12 protein-coding genes and 1 tRNA gene are annotated in these 15,531 nt (G+C 65.6%); 6 read left to right on the forward strand and 7 right to left on the reverse strand.

Annotated elements, in window-relative coordinates; all coding sequences use genetic code 11:
* Window positions 1-62 precede the first annotated feature (62 nt).
* The 6 genes from argE to BLQ71_RS13720 form a co-directional block, all read right to left on the reverse strand.
* Window positions 63-1,193, reverse strand: a complete 1,131-nt coding sequence (gene argE, locus BLQ71_RS13695; protein ID WP_074622112.1) for an acetylornithine deacetylase — start codon at window positions 1,191-1,193, stop codon at window positions 63-65.
* A complete protein-coding gene (locus BLQ71_RS13700) occupies window positions 1,190-2,461 on the reverse strand; it encodes a pyridoxal phosphate-dependent decarboxylase family protein (RefSeq protein ID WP_198548527.1) in 1,272 nt (423 codons plus the stop codon). Before BLQ71_RS13700 ends, argE begins: the two co-directional genes overlap by 4 nt.
* Window positions 2,458-4,527, reverse strand: a complete 2,070-nt coding sequence (locus BLQ71_RS13705; protein ID WP_074622245.1) for an oxidoreductase — start codon at window positions 4,525-4,527, stop codon at window positions 2,458-2,460. The genes BLQ71_RS13700 and BLQ71_RS13705 overlap by 4 nt, the downstream gene beginning before the upstream one ends.
* Window positions 4,528-4,614: 87 nt before the next feature.
* On the reverse strand, window positions 4,615-5,556 hold the full coding sequence (locus BLQ71_RS13710) for a LysR family transcriptional regulator (RefSeq protein ID WP_043137175.1): 942 nt from the start codon (window positions 5,554-5,556) through the stop codon (window positions 4,615-4,617).
* Between the two features lie 74 nt (window positions 5,557-5,630).
* Entirely contained in the window at window positions 5,631-6,305 is a 675-nt protein-coding gene (locus BLQ71_RS13715) for a DUF1028 domain-containing protein (protein WP_074622113.1), read from the reverse strand.
* Window positions 6,306-6,353: 48 nt separating this feature from the next.
* Window positions 6,354-6,770, reverse strand: a complete 417-nt coding sequence (locus tag BLQ71_RS13720) for a RidA family protein (protein WP_043137651.1) — start codon at window positions 6,768-6,770, stop codon at window positions 6,354-6,356.
* A 200-nt stretch (window positions 6,771-6,970) separates the two neighbouring features.
* On the opposite strand from BLQ71_RS13720, the gene BLQ71_RS13725 reads away from it, so the two are divergent.
* Both BLQ71_RS13725 and BLQ71_RS13730 read left to right on the forward strand, forming a co-directional pair.
* Window positions 6,971-8,236: a flavin-containing monooxygenase gene (locus tag BLQ71_RS13725; RefSeq protein ID WP_074622114.1), complete on the forward strand. Its 1,266-nt coding sequence runs from the start codon at window positions 6,971-6,973 to the stop codon at window positions 8,234-8,236.
* Window positions 8,229-9,017: a carbon-nitrogen hydrolase family protein gene (locus BLQ71_RS13730; RefSeq protein WP_229754862.1), complete on the forward strand. Its 789-nt coding sequence runs from the start codon at window positions 8,229-8,231 to the stop codon at window positions 9,015-9,017. Before BLQ71_RS13725 ends, BLQ71_RS13730 begins: the two co-directional genes overlap by 8 nt.
* A 9-nt stretch (window positions 9,018-9,026) precedes the next feature.
* Here the strand turns inward: BLQ71_RS13730 and rtcR are convergent, their stop codons facing one another.
* Window positions 9,027-10,601 (reverse strand): RNA repair transcriptional activator RtcR, encoded by a 1,575-nt coding sequence (gene rtcR, locus BLQ71_RS13735; protein ID WP_074622116.1) that lies wholly within the window; start codon window positions 10,599-10,601, stop codon window positions 9,027-9,029.
* Between the two features lie 175 nt (window positions 10,602-10,776).
* Between rtcR and BLQ71_RS13740 the strand changes: the two genes are divergently transcribed.
* The 4 genes from BLQ71_RS13740 (at window position 10,777) to BLQ71_RS13755 (ending at window position 15,425) form a co-directional block, all read left to right on the forward strand.
* Window positions 10,777-12,333, forward strand: a complete 1,557-nt coding sequence (locus BLQ71_RS13740; protein ID WP_074622117.1) for a TROVE domain-containing protein — start codon at window positions 10,777-10,779, stop codon at window positions 12,331-12,333.
* 316 nt (window positions 12,334-12,649) lie between these two features.
* A tRNA-Pro gene (locus BLQ71_RS13745) sits at window positions 12,650-12,726 on the forward strand.
* Between the two features lie 263 nt (window positions 12,727-12,989).
* On the forward strand, window positions 12,990-14,417 hold the full coding sequence (locus BLQ71_RS13750) for an RtcB family protein (RefSeq protein ID WP_229754863.1): 1,428 nt from the start codon (window positions 12,990-12,992) through the stop codon (window positions 14,415-14,417).
* Between the two features lie 174 nt (window positions 14,418-14,591).
* Window positions 14,592-15,425 carry a bifunctional allantoicase/(S)-ureidoglycine aminohydrolase gene (locus tag BLQ71_RS13755; RefSeq protein WP_074622118.1) on the forward strand — a complete coding sequence of 278 codons (834 nt, stop codon included), beginning with the start codon at window positions 14,592-14,594 and terminating at the stop codon, window positions 15,423-15,425.
* Window positions 15,426-15,531: the final 106 nt, after the last annotated feature.

Raw genomic sequence — 15,531 nt, forward strand, 5'->3', positions numbered from 1 at the left:
AGGGGGGCGCCCAAAAGATGGGCGCACCCGGGTAAAATCCGGGCGAACTGTAAATTCGAGGATCAGCGCAGCTCGTCCAGCAGCGCGTCCATCATCGAGTCGCAGGCCGTCAGCTGGCCGCGTTCCAGGTATTCGTCGGGCTTGTGCCCCTGGCCTTCCATGCTGCCCGGTCCGCAGACAACGGTGGGGATGCCCAGAGCGTCGAAGAACCCCGCCTCGGTACCAAAGGCGACCTTGGTCAGGTCCTGCGTCCGGGCAAGCCGTTGGGTCAGCCGCGTGACCTCGGCGTCCGGTGCGGTGTCGAGGCCGGGATAGCCCGTGACCTCTTGCAGGTCGATGGCGGTGCCGTGCCGTTCTGTGATCTGGGAGGCCAGCGCCCTGATCCGCGCCACGAGGTCCGCTGGCGCATCGGCGGCGAGGTGGCGGAACTCGAACAGCAGCTCGGCCCGGTCGGGCACGATGTTGAGCACGGTGCCGCCCTTGAGCACACCGGCATGAACGGTGCTGTAGGGCACGGCATAATCTGCGTCCCGCGCGCCGTGCCGGGCCAGATCGTCCTGCAGCCCGCGCAGGCCGGTGACAAGGTCCGCCGCAAGGTGCAGCGCGTTGGTGAACCGTGGCGCCAGCGCGGAATGCCCGGCCTCGCCGTGGCAGATGGCACGCAGCCCCTGCTTGCCCTTGTGGCCCACGGCCACCTGCATCTCTGTGGGTTCGCCCACGATGCAGGCGCGAGGCAGGCCGATGGCTGGTTCCAGCGCGTCGATCATCCGGGCGATCCCGACACAGCCCACCTCTTCGTCATAGGAAATGGCCAGTTTCAGGGGTTCGCGCAGCGGGGCTTGCGATGCCCGGTCCGCCGCCGCCAGCATCGAGGCCAGGAATCCTTTCATGTCGGTGGTGCCGCGCCCGAACAGCCTGTCGCCCTCGCTCGTCAGCCTGAACGGGTCGCGCGTCCACTCCTGCCCCTCGACCGGCACGACATCGGTATGCGCCGACAGCATCACACCGGCGCCCTCAGGCCCGATGCTGGCATAGAGCCCGGCCTTCGGCTCGGACGTGTCCGCCACGCGGGTCACGGCAAAGCCGCGCGACTTCAGGAAGTCCTCGACATAGGCGATCAGATCCAGATTGGACCGGGTGCTGACCGTGTCGAATGAAATGAGCCGGTCGAGGATCTCCAGCGTCTGCGTCATCGGGTGAGCGTCTCCAGGATTGCCAGTACCTCGTCCGCGCGGGTGGCCGGGTTCACGATGCAGAGGCGAAAGACCATCTCGCCCCATGCAATCATCTCTGCCTCGTCCATGTTCTGCGGGCGGAAGAGGATCGCTGTCAACTGCGGGTCAAGCAGCAGGTCGAGCCCCGGCATGGCGTCTATGCCTTTGGCGATGTCCTCTGCGACCTGCCGGGTGGTGGCGATGGCCTTGGCGTAGGCCTCGGTCCTGCGCACCGCCAGAGAGTACCAGAGCGGCAGGCTCCGTGCCCGCCGGGTCAGGTGCAGTGCGTAATCGGACGGGTTCCAGTGGGTCTTGTCCGCCGTGTCGAGGTAGACTGCCTGTTGCCCATGCGCCGCCGCGCCGTGGCCGGCGTCACGATAGAGCAGCGCGCAGTTGTCGTAGGGAGCAAAGAGCCACTTGTGCGGATCGACAATCAGGCTGTCTGCCCGATCGATCCCGTCGAAGGCGGGCCGCATCGCGGGATCGGCCAGGGCCGCGCCGCCATAGGCACCGTCGACATGCAGCCAGAGGCCATGTTCCTGTGCAAGGTCTGCCAGCCCGGCGATGTCGTCCACCGCGCCGCAGTTGGGCGCGCCGCCATTGGCGACGATGGCAAAGACCGCCTCGGAGAGATGCGGGATGGCGTCCTGCGCGGTCATGCGCCCGGTTTCGTCCGCCTCGACCGCAACATTCATGACCCGGGCGACCGCCTGGATCGAGCTGTGCGCCTCGGAGGAACAGAGGATGGCGCCGCGCCCCTCACCGGGGCGGTTGCGCCGGTGCCATTCGCGCGCGGCGTGCAGAGCCGAAAGGTTGCCCAGCGTGCCGCCCGCGACAAAGACGCCGCCCGCGCTGGCCGGCCAGCCGGCAAGGTCCGCGATCCAGCGCAGCGTCTGGTTTCCGCGTGGATGGCGCCCGCATCGCCGTCCCAGTTGCCGGCAAAGATTCCCGCCGCGCCAAGCGCCGCGTCGAAACTCAGCGCCGCGCGGCTGGGGGCCGAGGCGACGAAGGACAGGCTGGTCGGGTGACCGAAAGGCCGGATCGACGGCACGATAGTGTCCGAGAACAGGCCGATCGCCTGTTCCGCGCCGATGCCGTCGGCGGTGATTGATCCGCCCGGCACGGGCTCCAGCGCGGCAAAAGCCTGCGCCGTGTTTCGGGTCCGGCCCCTCGGCAATGCGCCGTTCGGTCCAGTCGAGGATCGCGCGGGTCGCCTCGGGCGCGAAGGGAACGGGGTCGTCGCTCACTCTGCTGCCAACTCCGTGATTTCGCGGCGGAAGGGCAGAGCGTCGCCGATGTCTTCTCCGTCCAGTTCGCGCGCATAGCGGTGTCCCGCGTAGGTTGCCCAGGCGATGGGGCCGGGCGCCTCGGCGTCCCCGATGATCCGGACCGTTTTGATGCCCGCATCCGCCCAATCGGTCTCGCGCGCCTTGAGGTCCGCATAGACCTGATTGTTTTCCAGTTTCGAGGCCACGACAACCACCGCGTCACAGCCCAGTTCTGAGGTGCGGTCGGTGTAAGTGCAGTTGGTCACGACATGGCCCTTGCCGATCCGGGTGACGCCCCGGTTCAGCACGATCTCGACCCCCATTTCGGCCAGCCGCTTGTGGATCGTGTGCTGTTCCAGCGTGTTGACCGTCCAGTCCGACAGATAGGCCGAAGGCGTGACGATGGTCACCTCGCAACCCTCCTGCCGCAGCAGTTCACCCAACACGCCGCCCATGTAATAGTGGTCGTCATCGTAGATCACGACATGGCCCGAGGGGCGCTTGCCATCCATGATGTCATCGGGCGTGTAGATCGACATGCTGTCGTCCATCGGCATCGGCACCACATGCTGGCGGCTGACCCCGTCACGGCGCCACTTGGCGCCGGTGGCCAGGCACACGTGTTCAAAGCCGAATTCGAGGATGCTCTCGGCGTCCAGCGCGCTGTCGAAATAGGTCTGCACGTTGGGTTTCTGGCTGATCTGGTATTCGCGGTAGTCCGCCACCCGCCCCCAGGCCGACAGGCCCGGCAGCAACCTCTCGCGCGCCACGCGCCCGCCCAGGGCGGTGCCCGCCTCGGCCAGCGCCACGTCATAGCCGCGTTCGGCCAGTGCGCGCGTCGCCTCCAGCCCGGCGGGGCCGGAGCCGACCACAAGCACCGACTGGCTGGCCCCCTTGGCGTTCATCCGTTCCGGGTGCCAGCCCTTGCGCCATTCCTCCATGAAGGTCGGGTTCTGGGTGCAGCGGCTGATCGACATGGTCATGTCGCCGGTGATGCAGATGTTGCAGCCGATGCATTCGCGGATGTCGTCGATCCGCCCTTCCTCGACCTTCTTCGGCAGGAAGGGATCGGCAATCGAGGGCCGCGCACACCCGATGGCGTCCAGCGTGCCCTGCCGGATCATCCGCGCCATGACGTCCGGAGAGGTGAACCGCCCGACCCCAACCACCGGTTTCGACGACAACTCGCGGATGCCCTTGACCAGCGCCTCTTGCGCGGCCTCCTCCTTGAACCGGCTTGGGCCGGAACAATCCTCCCAGGTGCCGTGCGCGAGGTCCCACAGGTCCGGCAGGTCCTTGTTCATCTCGACGAAGTCGCGCACCTCGGCATTGGAAAAACCCAGGTCGCCGATGGTTTCGTCCAGCGAGACCCGCAGCGTGATCCCCATGGTGTCGCCCACCGCCTCGCGCATGTCCGCGATCACCTCGCGCGCAAAGCGCGAGCGGTTTTCCAGCGAGCCGCCGTATTCGTCGTCGCGCATGTTGGTGGCGCGGCTGAGGAAGTGCTGAAAGATGCCGAACCCATGCGCGCCGTACAGGCAGATCAGGTCGAACCCGGCCGCCTTGGACCGCTTGGCCGCGTTAACGAACCAGCGGCGCAGGTCCTTGATTTCACCCTTGGACAGGGCGCGCGCCTGTACCGGGTCATTGGTAAAGGTCCGGATCGGCCCCGGCGACACCGCCAAGGGCACCTCCTTGGTATAAAGGTTCGGCCCGTTGATCCCGGAATAGGCCAGCTGGATACCGGCCAGCGCGCCGTGTTCCTTCATCTTGCCTGCCATCTTCGCCAGCATCGGGATGTCCTTGTCCTCCCACAGGCGCAGCTCGATGAAGGGCGTGATTTCCGAGGTGTGGTGCATCTCGCATTGTTCGGTGAACACCACGCCCCAGCCGCCCTCGGACTTGATCCCGCGCATGGCGGCGGCGGCGGAGGGGTCGCGATAGCCGCCCCCGTTGCAATGCGGCACCTGGTAGAACCGGTTTTTCGCGGTCACCGGCCCGATGGCCAGCGGTTCGAAAAGAATGTCGTAACGGGGGTCGCGCAAGGTCTGCTCCATCATCTGTCGGGCGCAGGATACCCATCGGGCAAGGGCCCGAAAGTCCGCCCTGCGAAAGCGTTGCTTAGGAAGGCGCTAAGCCGGGACGATGGGTTCGCCGCCGATGCGGGCCAGCTTGCCCGCGCGCACCAGGTCACTGCCGTATTCGATGAAGGCCCGCACCGCGTTCGACCGGTCCGCGTCCTGCGCCGTGAGGAACCCCATGCGCAGGGGCCGGACGGCGCCCGTGATCGGTACGCAGCGCACCGGGTTGCCGTCCGGCGCGCTGTCGCTCAGCGGGCGGACATTGGCGATGGAGTAGCCGAAATCATTGGCGACAAGGCTGCGCATCACCGCCATGTCGCGGGTGCGTTCGGCGATCACCGGCTTGCCGCCGACGGCGTCGAAGAAGGACAGGAAGTAATCGGCGCTCAGCGGCAGGTCCAGCAGGACCATCGGGTGATCCTTGAGTTCCTCTATCGACACGGCGTCGCGCCCCGCCAACGGGTGCCCGGTGCCCATCAGCGCGATGGGTGGCAGGCGGACGAGGCCGGTAAACTGGAGGTCGGCGGGCACGTCCAGATCATAGGTCAGCGCCAGGTCGATCTCGGATCGGCGCAGGGCGCTGAACAGCTCGACCTGGTTCAATTCAACCTGCCGCAGGCGTACCTCGGGGTACTGCGCCTCGAACCCGCGCCTGAGTCCCGGCAGGACCAGTTGGGCAAAGGTCAGAAGGCAGCCGACCGACAAGGGTCCGCGCACCTTTCCCGCGATGTCCCCGGCGATGTCGTTCATCGCTGCCGCCTCGCGCAGCACCAGCCGCGCCTGTTCCATCATCTGCCGCCCGCCCTGCGTAAGCGACAGGCCCTGCGCGTGTTGGCGTACGAAAAGTGGCAGGCCGAATTCCTGTTCCAGCTGGGCAATGGCGGCGGAAATCGACGGCGAAGAGACGTTGATCCGCTCAGAGGCGCGCGCGATGCTGCCCGCCTCGCCCACGGCGACGAAATATTCCAGTTGCCGGAGGGTGTAGCGCAGCATTCCGCGTCCTTGAACAGTTGGCCTGTTCAAGCTTTGTCCAAGCGTCTCGGGGTTGCAAGCGCGCTGCGCGCGGCTCATTCGTCCCCGGGGACCCCGTAGGAGGGCGCCTCGCGCGGGTCCAGCGCGCGCTGGACGTAGGCGTCCAGTTGCGGCTTGTAGACCTCCCAGGCGGTCGCCACCGCCTCTATCGGACAATCCTCGGTCCAGTCGCAGCGCAGGTCGGCAACGGGCCAGGGCACCTTGTCCACCAGCATCATGCCCGCCGAATGCACCGGTCCGGCCTCGCCGCCCGCCGCCAGGCCTGCGCGCATCGCGGCAATCAGCCTGTCACCCAGGTGGCCCTGGGCCGTCTCGAACCCGGCGACGATGGCCGCCGGCACGCCGTCGTTGTCCAGCAGGTTCCCGCCAGAGGCCACGTCACGCCCCTGCGCCTGCGTCCATATCCCCAGCGAGTTCGGCCCCGAATGGATCGCCGTGCCACCGGAAGAATCCACCGCCAGCACCTGCCGGTACTCGATGAACTTGCCGCGCTTCTGCACCTCGGCCAGGGCCTCTGCCGCGCTCATGCCGCCCGCCATCAGGTCCAGCGCCAGCGGCCCCAGCGTCGGATCGGTCACGTTCTGCGAAGCCACGGCGCCGACGCCGGCCCGAGCATAGGAACAGCGTGCCGCCACCGCCGGGGAAGACGACGAAATCGCCACCCCGAACATGCCCGTGTCGGCGCATCTTGCGACAAGTGAAAAGGTCATTCCCGCCCCCTGTGTTTCTTCTTGGTGAAAATACCCAACTCTTCGGACTCAATCGGGAATGACGGCGGTGGCGTCGATCTCGACCAGCCACTCGGGCCGCGCCAGCGCCTGCACGACAAGACCGGTGCAGACCGGGTGGACGCCCTTGATGTATTCCCCCATGACCCGGTAGATCGCCTCGCGGTGGCGCACGTCGGTGATATAGACAACCAGCTTGACCACATGGCCCATCTCGCCCCCGGCTTCCTCGACAAGCTGGCGGATGTTCTGCATCACCTTGTGGGTCTGCTCTGCCGGATCGTGGCTGTCGATGTTCTTGGCCGTGTCCAGATCCTGCGGGCACTGACCGCGCATCCAGACCGTGCTGCCGCCACGCGTGACGACCGCCTGGCACAGGTCGTTGTCCAGGCTCTGTTCCGGGTATGTGTCGCGCGTGTTGAACGTGCGGATGCGCTTGTGCGCCATGTCGGTCTCCTGTCGATGCATCGCGGCGAACATCCCCTTGCGCAGGGTCCGGCGGAAAGAACCGATAGCCTCATCGTCGCTTAGGGCACCCCTAACCGCGCTTAGCCTGACCCCAAGCAAGGCTTCACGAAAACCGTGTTTCGGTGGGGACAGGCCCGGCCCTAGGGTGCCCGGCAATGATGGATCGGAGGACCGCGGGAATGGAAAGCACGGATACGGTTGTCGTTGGCGGCGGTCAGGCCGGCATCGCGATGAGCGAGCACCTGGGCAAGCTGGGCGTGCCCCATATCGTGCTGGAGCGTGATCGCATCGCCGAACGCTGGCGCACCGGGCGCTGGGACTCGCTGGTGGCCAATGGTCCGGCCTGGCATGACCGTTTCCCGAACATGGAGTTCGCCTGCGACGGCGATGCCTTCCCGGACAAGGAAAGCGTGGCCGATTATTTCGTCGCCTATGCCAAGAAGATCGGCGCGCCGCTACGTACCGGCGTCGAGGTGACCTCCGTCACCCCGCTGGACGGACGACCCGGGTTCCGGGTCGAGACCTCGCAAGGTGTGATCGAGGCGCGGCATGTCGTGGCGGCCACCGGCCCGTTCCAGCGCCCCGCCATCCCGCCGATCCTTCCCGAGGATGCCGGACCGATGCAGATGCACTCCAACGCCTATCGCAATCCCGACCAGCTGCCGGAAGGCGCGGTGCTGGTCGTTGGCGGCGGGTCCTCCGGTGTGCAGATCGCCGAGGAGCTGATGAAGGCGGGGCGCCGCGTCTATCTTTCTATGGGACCGCACGACCGTCCGCCGCGCCGCTATCGTGGGCGCGACAACGTCTGGTGGCTGGGTGTATTGGGCAAGTGGAACGCGGATTCACCCGGCCCGGGGACCGAGCATGTCACCATCGCGGTCAGTGGCGCCGAGGGTGGCAAGACCGTGGATTTCCGCAAGCTGGCGGAACAGGGCATGACCCTGCTGGGCATGACCGCGGGCTATGAGAACGGCAAGCTGCGGTTTGCGCCGGATCTGAAAGAGAACCTCGACAAGGGCGACGCCAATTACCTTTCGGTCCTGGACGAGGCGGATGCCTATATCGCCCGTCATGGACTGGATCTGCCGGAAGAACCGGAGGCCCGCATCATCCCGGACGACCCCGCCTGCGTGCGTGACCCGATCCTTGAGCTGGACCTGGCCGAGGCCGGGATCGGCACGGTGCTCTGGGCGACGGGCTATGCCTTCGACTTCGGCTGGATCAAGGCCGATACCTTCGATGATCGCGGCCGTCCGATCCACCAGCGCGGCGTGTCCGAGGAGCCGGGGCTCTATTTCGTCGGGTTGCCCTGGCAGACGCGGCGCGGGTCCTCCTTTATCTGGGGTGTCTGGCACGATGCCAAGTTCATCGCCGACCAGATCGACATCCAGCGCGGCTACATGGCATATCAGGGCAATGCCCGCCGCGTGACAGAGGATGCCTGACCTGACGCCCATGAAACTGGCCCTGTACCAGGGGGCGCCCACCGATGGCGACATCGAGGGCGCCTTTGACCGCATCGAACGTGCCCTGACTGCGGCCAGCGCGATGGGGGCGCGCATGGCTGTCTTCCCCGAACTGTTCCTGCCCGGCTACAACCGCTCCGACCTGCATTCCGCCCTGTCACAGGAACAGGACGGTGACTGGGAACGCCGCCTTGCCGATCTGTGCCGGGTGGCGGGGGTCGGGCTGACCCTGGGCTGGGCTGAACGCGATGGCGATACGGTCTTCAACGCCGCCAGCTGTTTCGACCCTACCGGCGCGAAACTGGCACATTACCGCAAGGTGCAATTGTTCGGTCCGATGGAGGCGGCGAGTTTCGCGCCGGGCGAGGCCTATTGCACATTCGACCTGGGCGGTTTCCGGGCCGCACTGCTGATCTGTTACGACGTGGAGTTTGCCCATCACGTCACGGCGCTGTCCCGGCGCGGTGTCGACCTGTTGCTGGTTCCGACGGCAAACCCGGCGGGGTTCGAGAATGTCGCCGACGTGCTGGTGCCCGCGCGCGCCTTTGAGAACGCGATGACGGTGGTCTATGCGAATTACCACGGCAGCGAGGCAGGCCTGGAATTTGGCGGTCACTCTGCCATCGTCGGGCCGGACGGCAATGTGCTGGCGCGGGCCGGGGCGGGCGAGGCGCTGTTGATCGCCGATCTTGGGCATCGTGACAGGCTGGATTCCGGTTTTCTCAGCACCCAGAACCGGGATCGGCGCGAGATCGAGTAGGCAGGGGTCTTATTCGCCGTCGCTGACCGCCGCCCAATCCAGTCCGAACCGCGCAAGGTACTTGCGCAGCCGGTCCGCATCATTGGTCGAGGTGCGTTTTGCCCGTGAGGCGGCGAAGAGGCTGCGCCCTGCTGCGCTGAGGCTGGCAGAGTTGCGGCAACAGCGGATCACCTCGGCCAGTTGCACCAGGTCGAAACGGTCGATCTCGGCGGCGGCCTCGCCCAGAATCTCCCGGACAAGCCTTGCATCGCCATCGGCCTCGGCGCTGCGCCAGTCGGCCTGCAGGGTTGCGATCTCATCCTCGACCATCGCCAGTGTGATCCGCCCGCGCGGGGCCAGCACGCACAAGCGCCGGATCGACCCGCCGAAATCGCGGAAATTGCCGGGCCAGGGCGTGCCCGGATCGGAGGCAAACCTCAGGTAACGGTCGCGGGCATCGGTGTTGAAGCCCACGCGGTTGCCCAGGTCCTTTTCCGCCCGGTCCAATTCAAAGCGCAGGTTGGGCTCGATGTCCTCTCGCCGCTCACGCAGGGCGGGCAGGCGGAAACTCCACATGTTCAGGCGCGCCAGCAGGTCGGAACGGAACAGCCCCTCAGCCGTTAAAGCGCGCAGGTCACGGTTCGCGCCCGCGATGACCTGGAACCGGCTTGTCACTTCGCTATCGGACCCCAGCGGATAAAATCGCCCGCTTTCGATGGCGTGCAACAGGATCGACTGCTCCTTGAGGCCCAGTTCGTCCACCTCGTCGAGGAACAGCACCCCTCCGTCCGCCTCGCGCAAGAGCCCGCTGCGTTCGGTCCCTGCCTGCCCGGTAAAGCTGCGTCGCTGGCCGAACAGCGTGGCCCGCGCATCCTGGCCGCGCAGCGTGGCGCAGTTTACATGGACCAGCCGGCCCTTGAGCCGACGCCTGTCCAGTTTCAGCGAATAGATACGCTCGGCCAGCTGCGTCTTGCCGGTGCCGGTCTCCCCCAGCAGCAGGATCGGCTCATTGGAATTGCTGGCCACCAGTTCGATCCGGTCGATCAGCGCGTTGTAGGCGGGGTTCGAGGTCGCGATCCCGCCTTTCAACTGGTCACTGTATTCGCGGGACAGCTGATCGAACCGCTGTTGCAGCGCGTTGTAGCGGCTCAGGTCGAGGTCGATGAGGTCGAACTTGGCCTTGTCCTCTTCCCGGCCTGGTGGGCCGGTCTGGATCAGCCGGGCGGGGATGTGGCGGCTTTCGGTCAGCAGGAACCAGCAGATCTGCGCCACATGCGTGCCTGTGGTCAGGTGAACGTGATACCTCTCGCGGTCCTCGTCGAATCCGTAGCCGCGGGCAAAGTCGAAGAGCTTGCCGTAGACCTCCTGGAAATCCCAGGGGTCGGAGAGGTCGAGGTTGCGCAGCATGACCTCTGTCTGCGGATTGGTTTCCTGCACCTCCTGCCGGACGATGTCGGCAAGGTCCCTGAACCGCATGTCATAGAGGATTTCGAGCCGGTCGACGGGGAAGCCGTCATGCGTGACCAGACTCACCGTGGGCTTCCAGCGCCGCCTGCGCCCCATGTCGAGCTGCGTTCCGAGGAATCCGAGGACGACGTTGCGCAAGTGGTTATCCGGATAGATAGGTTAGTATCTGTCTGTATCGTAACGAGGTGGGAGGATTCCGGCAATACCCAGATTAGCCCTTTGAATTCAGCGCCTTGACTGAATTTTCATTTTTCCTCGGGCGACCGCCTTGCTCATGGCAAAACATCCTCACCAACAACGAAGGAACAGAGCAATGGCAAACAAATCCGTGTTTGCATCGATCCGGGGCCGGTTGCTGCCCAAGGCAACCACCGTGAACGCCGAAGGCGCGCCGGCCTACGCCTATTCCGATGCACATGCCCTGGCGCAGATGGCGGCCACAGGCACATTCGGTGGCCTGTTCTACCAGTCCGCCCAGGATGAACTGACCCGTGTGGTTGCGCTTGCCGAAAAGGTCGAACCGGCCTTCCTGGCGCAGACGGCGATCTATGCCCGCCAGTCGGGCTACATGAAGGACATGCCAGCGGTGCTTCTGGCGGTGCTGGCGCGGCGCGATCCGGCGCTCTTCCGGGCGGTCTTTGGCCGCGTGGTGGATCACGGCAAGATGCTGCGGACCTTCGTGCAGATCGTGCGGTCGGGCCAGACCGGGCGCAAGTCGCTGGGTTCGGCGCCCAAGGCGATGGTGCAGCACTGGCTGAACACGGCCTCGGACCGGGCCATCCTGAACGCCAATATCGGCAATGATCCGTCGCTGAAGGACGTGATCAGGATGGTGCACCCGAAGCCGGAGACGGCAGAGCGCGAGGCGCTGTTCGCCTGGATCGTCGGGCGTCCCTGCGACGTGTCGAAACTGCCGGAGGCTGTGCAGGACTGGATGACCTTCAACGAAGGGGCCGACGGGGACTTGCCCGACGTGCCGTTCCAGATGCTGACGCAACTGCCGCTGACCGCGGACCACTGGGCGCAGATCGCGCGCAAGGGCTCGTGGCAGATGGTGCGCCAGAACCTGAACACCTTCCTGCGCAAGGGCGTCTTCGCCGATGCGCGGATGGTGGAACAGGTCGCAGCAAAGCTTCGAGACCCCAAGGCGGTCTCGAAGGCGCGGGCCTTTCCGTACCAGATGATGGTTGCGGCCAAGCACGCGAGCGACGAGATGCCCCGCGAGATCGTGGATGCCTTGCATGACGCGATGGAGTTGGCGGTGCGCAACGTGCCGAAGGTCTCTGGCGAGGTCGTGGTCTGCCCGGACGTCTCGGCGTCGATGACATGGCCGGTGACCGGCTACCGCAAGGGCGCAAGCTCGGCGGTGCGTCACGTGGACGTGGCCGCATTGGTTGCGGCGTCGTTCATGCGGGTGAACCGCAAGTGCCAGGTTCTGCCATTCGAGGTGACGGTGCGCAACGCACGCCTGAACCCGCGCGACACGATCCTGACCAACGCGGATCGCCTGTCGGCCCTGGCCGGGGGCGGGACCAACTGTTCGGCACCGCTGCGGCAGCTCAACGAGCGTCGTCGCGCACCGGACCTTGTGGTCTTCGTGTCCGACAACCAGTCCTGGGTGGATGCCTGGGGCGGGCGCCAGTCGACGGCGATGATGCACGAGTGGGCGGCGCTGAAACGGCGCAACCCGCAGGCCAAGCTGGTCTGCATCGACATCGCGCCCTACGGCACGACGCAGGCGCAGACTCGTGAGGACGTGCTGAACATCGGCGGGTTCTCGGACGCGGTCTTTGACCGGATCGCGGATTTCGCGAAGGGCCGGCAAGGGTCCGAGCACTGGGTGCAGGAGATCGAGAAGATCGAGCTCTGAGCATCTGACACCAAAGGGTCAGGCGGAATGCCGACGGGACTACATTTTCAGGACATGTACCTGTCTCGTCATTTTCTTGTCCGCCTGACCCATCGGAACATGGACGGAAAGGATTCAATCCCGGCGAATGCCGGCGGAACTACAGCGCTGTTAACGCCCTGGTTGCGGGTTCGAATCCCGTCGCGGCCGCCACACACCATTCACGGGCAGGGTTTTCCCGCCTGTCGGATCGGTGTCCCAACGGGGACTATGGCCGCGTAGCTCAACGGAAGAGCAGGTCATGTTTCGCCACCCCTTTGTCGCCGGGACAAATTACCAGGGATTAGCTCAGTTTGGCAGAGTGCCGCACCCGGACTGCGGAAGCCGAAGGTTCGAGTCCTTCATCCCTGACCATTTCATCCGGGAGGAATGCCTGCGGGGTTACTTGTCTTTCACACACGCCACACCTCGCAACTCCTTGTCCTCCCGGCCAAATTCGAAAGGAAATCCCCGGCGAATGCCGAAGGAACTACATGCCTCCAACCAGACCGGGTCACCAGGCGGTTCGATTCCGCCTTTGGCAATCGCCCAGACGGCAAACGCGCGTCACGCGCGGGGCGGGTCCCGGACATGTTTCTTCACCCTTGTCGCCGGGGGCCATTTCAGGAGATGTTTTCATGACGATGTCGGATGAAGCCACGTTTGACCCGGTCACCGGGCACCACCTCAAGGACTGGGGCCACCGCCCTGGCAAGCATTTCCCCGTTCTGCTGGAAAAGGCGAACGCGATGCGTGCCGAGGGTTACGGCCTTGTGCGCATCCGCCAGGAATTGGATGGAATGGCCCCGCCAGAGCCGGACACGCTGGCGCTGCGCGCGCCCGGCGAATTGGCCTTTTCCGAGAACATCGAGATTTCGCATCCCGACGAGCAGGAGAACGTCGCCAAGGTCCGTGCCACCATGCGCGAACTGATGCGCACGCCCACGATCGAGGCGGGGGCGATCATGCCCGACGCCTGCCCGGCAGGACCGGAAGGGACGATCCCGGTCGGGGGCGTGGCGGCTGCAAGAAACGCGATTCATCCCGGGATGCATTCGGCCGACATCTGTTGTTCGGTCATGATCTCGGACATGGGGATGGCCGATCCCGGGGCGGTGCTGGATGCCGCGCAGTCGGTCACGCATTTCGGACCCGGCGGGCGCCCGCAGGGCAAACGCTATAGCCTGCCAGTCGATCTGCTGGACGAGATTCGCTACAACTCCTTCCTCTGCACGCAGAAGATCCTGGGAATGGCGCAGGCGCACCTGGGGACGCAGGGGGATGGCAATCATTTCCTGTTCGTCGGACGCTCACGCAGGACCGGGCGCACGGCGATGGTCACGCACCACGGCTCTCGCGGTCCGGGGGCGGTGCTCTACAAGGAGGGGATGATCGCGGCGGAACGTTTTCGCCGAGAGCTGTCGCCCGAAACGCTGAAGCAGAACGCCTGGATTCCGGCGGACAGCGAAGAGGGGCAGGACTACTGGGACGCCCTGCAGATCATCCGCCAGTGGACCAAGACCAACCACGCGATGATCCACGACGCGACGGCGGCGGTTGCCGGGGCCGAGGTGGGCGACCGTTTCTGGAACGAGCACAACTTCGTCTTCAAGCGTGGCGATCTCTACTTTCACGGCAAGGGCGCGACCCCGGCCTGGAAGGACTATGCCGATGACGCCAGCGGGTTGACGCTGATCCCGCTGAACATGGCGCAGCCGGTCCTGGTGACGCGCGGGTTGGATGCGGCAAGCGGGCTGGGGTTCAGCCCGCATGGGGCCGGGCGCAACTTTTCCCGTTCCGAGCACCGCCGCCGCATGGGATCGGTCACGCCCGACCAGATGCTGAAGGCCGAGACAGAGGGGCTGGACATCCGGTTTCACGCCGGGGCGGTGGATGCCTCGGAACTGCCGTCCAGCTACAAGGATGCGGACAGCGTCGTGGCGCAGATCAAGTCCTACGGGCTGGCCGAAATCGAGGATTACATCGACCCTTACGGCTGCATCATGGCGGGCGACGTGCCACCGTTCTGGGCCAAGAAAAAGAAGGGTGCCCGGCGCGGTGCCTGACGGGTCCCGAAGGCGGGCCGGCGCGATCAGCCCGGCCCGCTGACAATCCTGCTCATCCGGGGCAATCCGTCCCATTTTCAAGTTTTTCGGAATAGAGTTGTCGGCAACCGCTTGCTGGCCCGGCGCCGGGCGTCAGGCTAGGTTCGGGGGAACCCCAATGTCCCAGAGGCCAATATGACCGCAAGCTACTATGCACAGATGGGGGGGCATCCTCCTCAAGAGCAGATCATGACGGACCGCGCCGTGTTCACCGACGCCTACGCGGTGATCCCCAAGGGCACGATGCGCGACATCGTCACCAGCTTCCTGCCCTTCTGGGAGGACACGCGCCTGTGGGTGCTGTCGCGTCCGCTGAGCGGCTTTGCCGAGACCTTTTCCCAGTACATCATGGAAGTCGCGCCCGGCGGCGGGTCTGACAGGCCGGAAACCGATCCCGGCGCCGAGGCCGTGATTTTCGTTGTCGAGGGCACCGGAACGCTGACCATCGACGGGACGGCCCATGTGCTGGAACCCGGGAGCTTTGCCTTCCTGCCGCCCGCGACCGACTGGACCCTTCGGAACACCGGCGACGCGCTGCTGAAATTCCACTGGATCCGCAAGGCCTACGAGGCGGTCGAGGGACTGCCCGCGCCCGAGGCCTTCGTGACCAATGAAAAGGATATCACGCCCGCCGCCATGCCGGGCACGGACGGCAAATGGGCGACCACGCGGTTCGTCGATCAGACCGACCTGCGCCATGACATGCATGTGACCGTCGTGACGTTTGAACCCGGCGGCGTGATCCCCTTTGCCGAGACCCACGTGATGGAACACGGGCTCTACGTTCTCGAAGGCAAGGCGGTCTACCGGCTGAACACGGATTGGGTCGAGGTCGAGGCCGGGGATTACATGTGGCTGCGCGCCTTCTGCCCGCAGGCCTGCTATGCGGGTGGGCCGGGACGTTTCCGCTACTTGCTCTACAAGGACGTGAACCGGCATATGCCGTTGCGGCTGACGGCCCGCGGCTGACTGGCGCCAAAGCAGGCCATCAAAAAGGCCGGTTTGTTTTCCAAAAGTGCGCAAGCAGATGCGTTGCGTCACCGGCCCCCTGGCACGGCGGGCGTGAACTGATAGT

It is taken from the genome of Antarctobacter albus, assembly GCF_900101505.1.
GTDB classification, from domain to species: domain Bacteria; phylum Pseudomonadota; class Alphaproteobacteria; order Rhodobacterales; family Rhodobacteraceae; genus Antarctobacter; species Antarctobacter albus.

What these genes read in the sequence shown, in the direction of transcription:
- BLQ71_RS13740 (WP_074622117.1), top strand. Translation starts at nt 10,777, where the DNA reads ATGGCAAACAAATCCGTGTTTGCATCGATCCGGGGCCGGTTGCTGCCC.
- BLQ71_RS13755 (WP_074622118.1), top strand. Translation starts at nt 14,592, where the DNA reads ATGACCGCAAGCTACTATGCACAGATGGGGGGGCATCCTCCTCAAGAG.
- BLQ71_RS13715 (WP_074622113.1), bottom strand. Translation starts at nt 6,305, where the DNA reads ATGACCTTTTCACTTGTCGCAAGATGCGCCGACACGGGCATGTTCGGG.
- argE (WP_074622112.1), bottom strand. Translation starts at nt 1,193, where the DNA reads ATGACGCAGACGCTGGAGATCCTCGACCGGCTCATTTCATTCGACACG.
- BLQ71_RS13750 (WP_229754863.1), top strand. Translation starts at nt 12,990, where the DNA reads ATGACGATGTCGGATGAAGCCACGTTTGACCCGGTCACCGGGCACCAC.
- BLQ71_RS13725 (WP_074622114.1), top strand. Translation starts at nt 6,971, where the DNA reads ATGGAAAGCACGGATACGGTTGTCGTTGGCGGCGGTCAGGCCGGCATC.
- BLQ71_RS13730 (WP_229754862.1), top strand. Translation starts at nt 8,229, where the DNA reads ATGCCTGACCTGACGCCCATGAAACTGGCCCTGTACCAGGGGGCGCCC.
- BLQ71_RS13720 (WP_043137651.1), bottom strand. Translation starts at nt 6,770, where the DNA reads ATGGCGCACAAGCGCATCCGCACGTTCAACACGCGCGACACATACCCG.
- BLQ71_RS13710 (WP_043137175.1), bottom strand. Translation starts at nt 5,556, where the DNA reads ATGCTGCGCTACACCCTCCGGCAACTGGAATATTTCGTCGCCGTGGGC.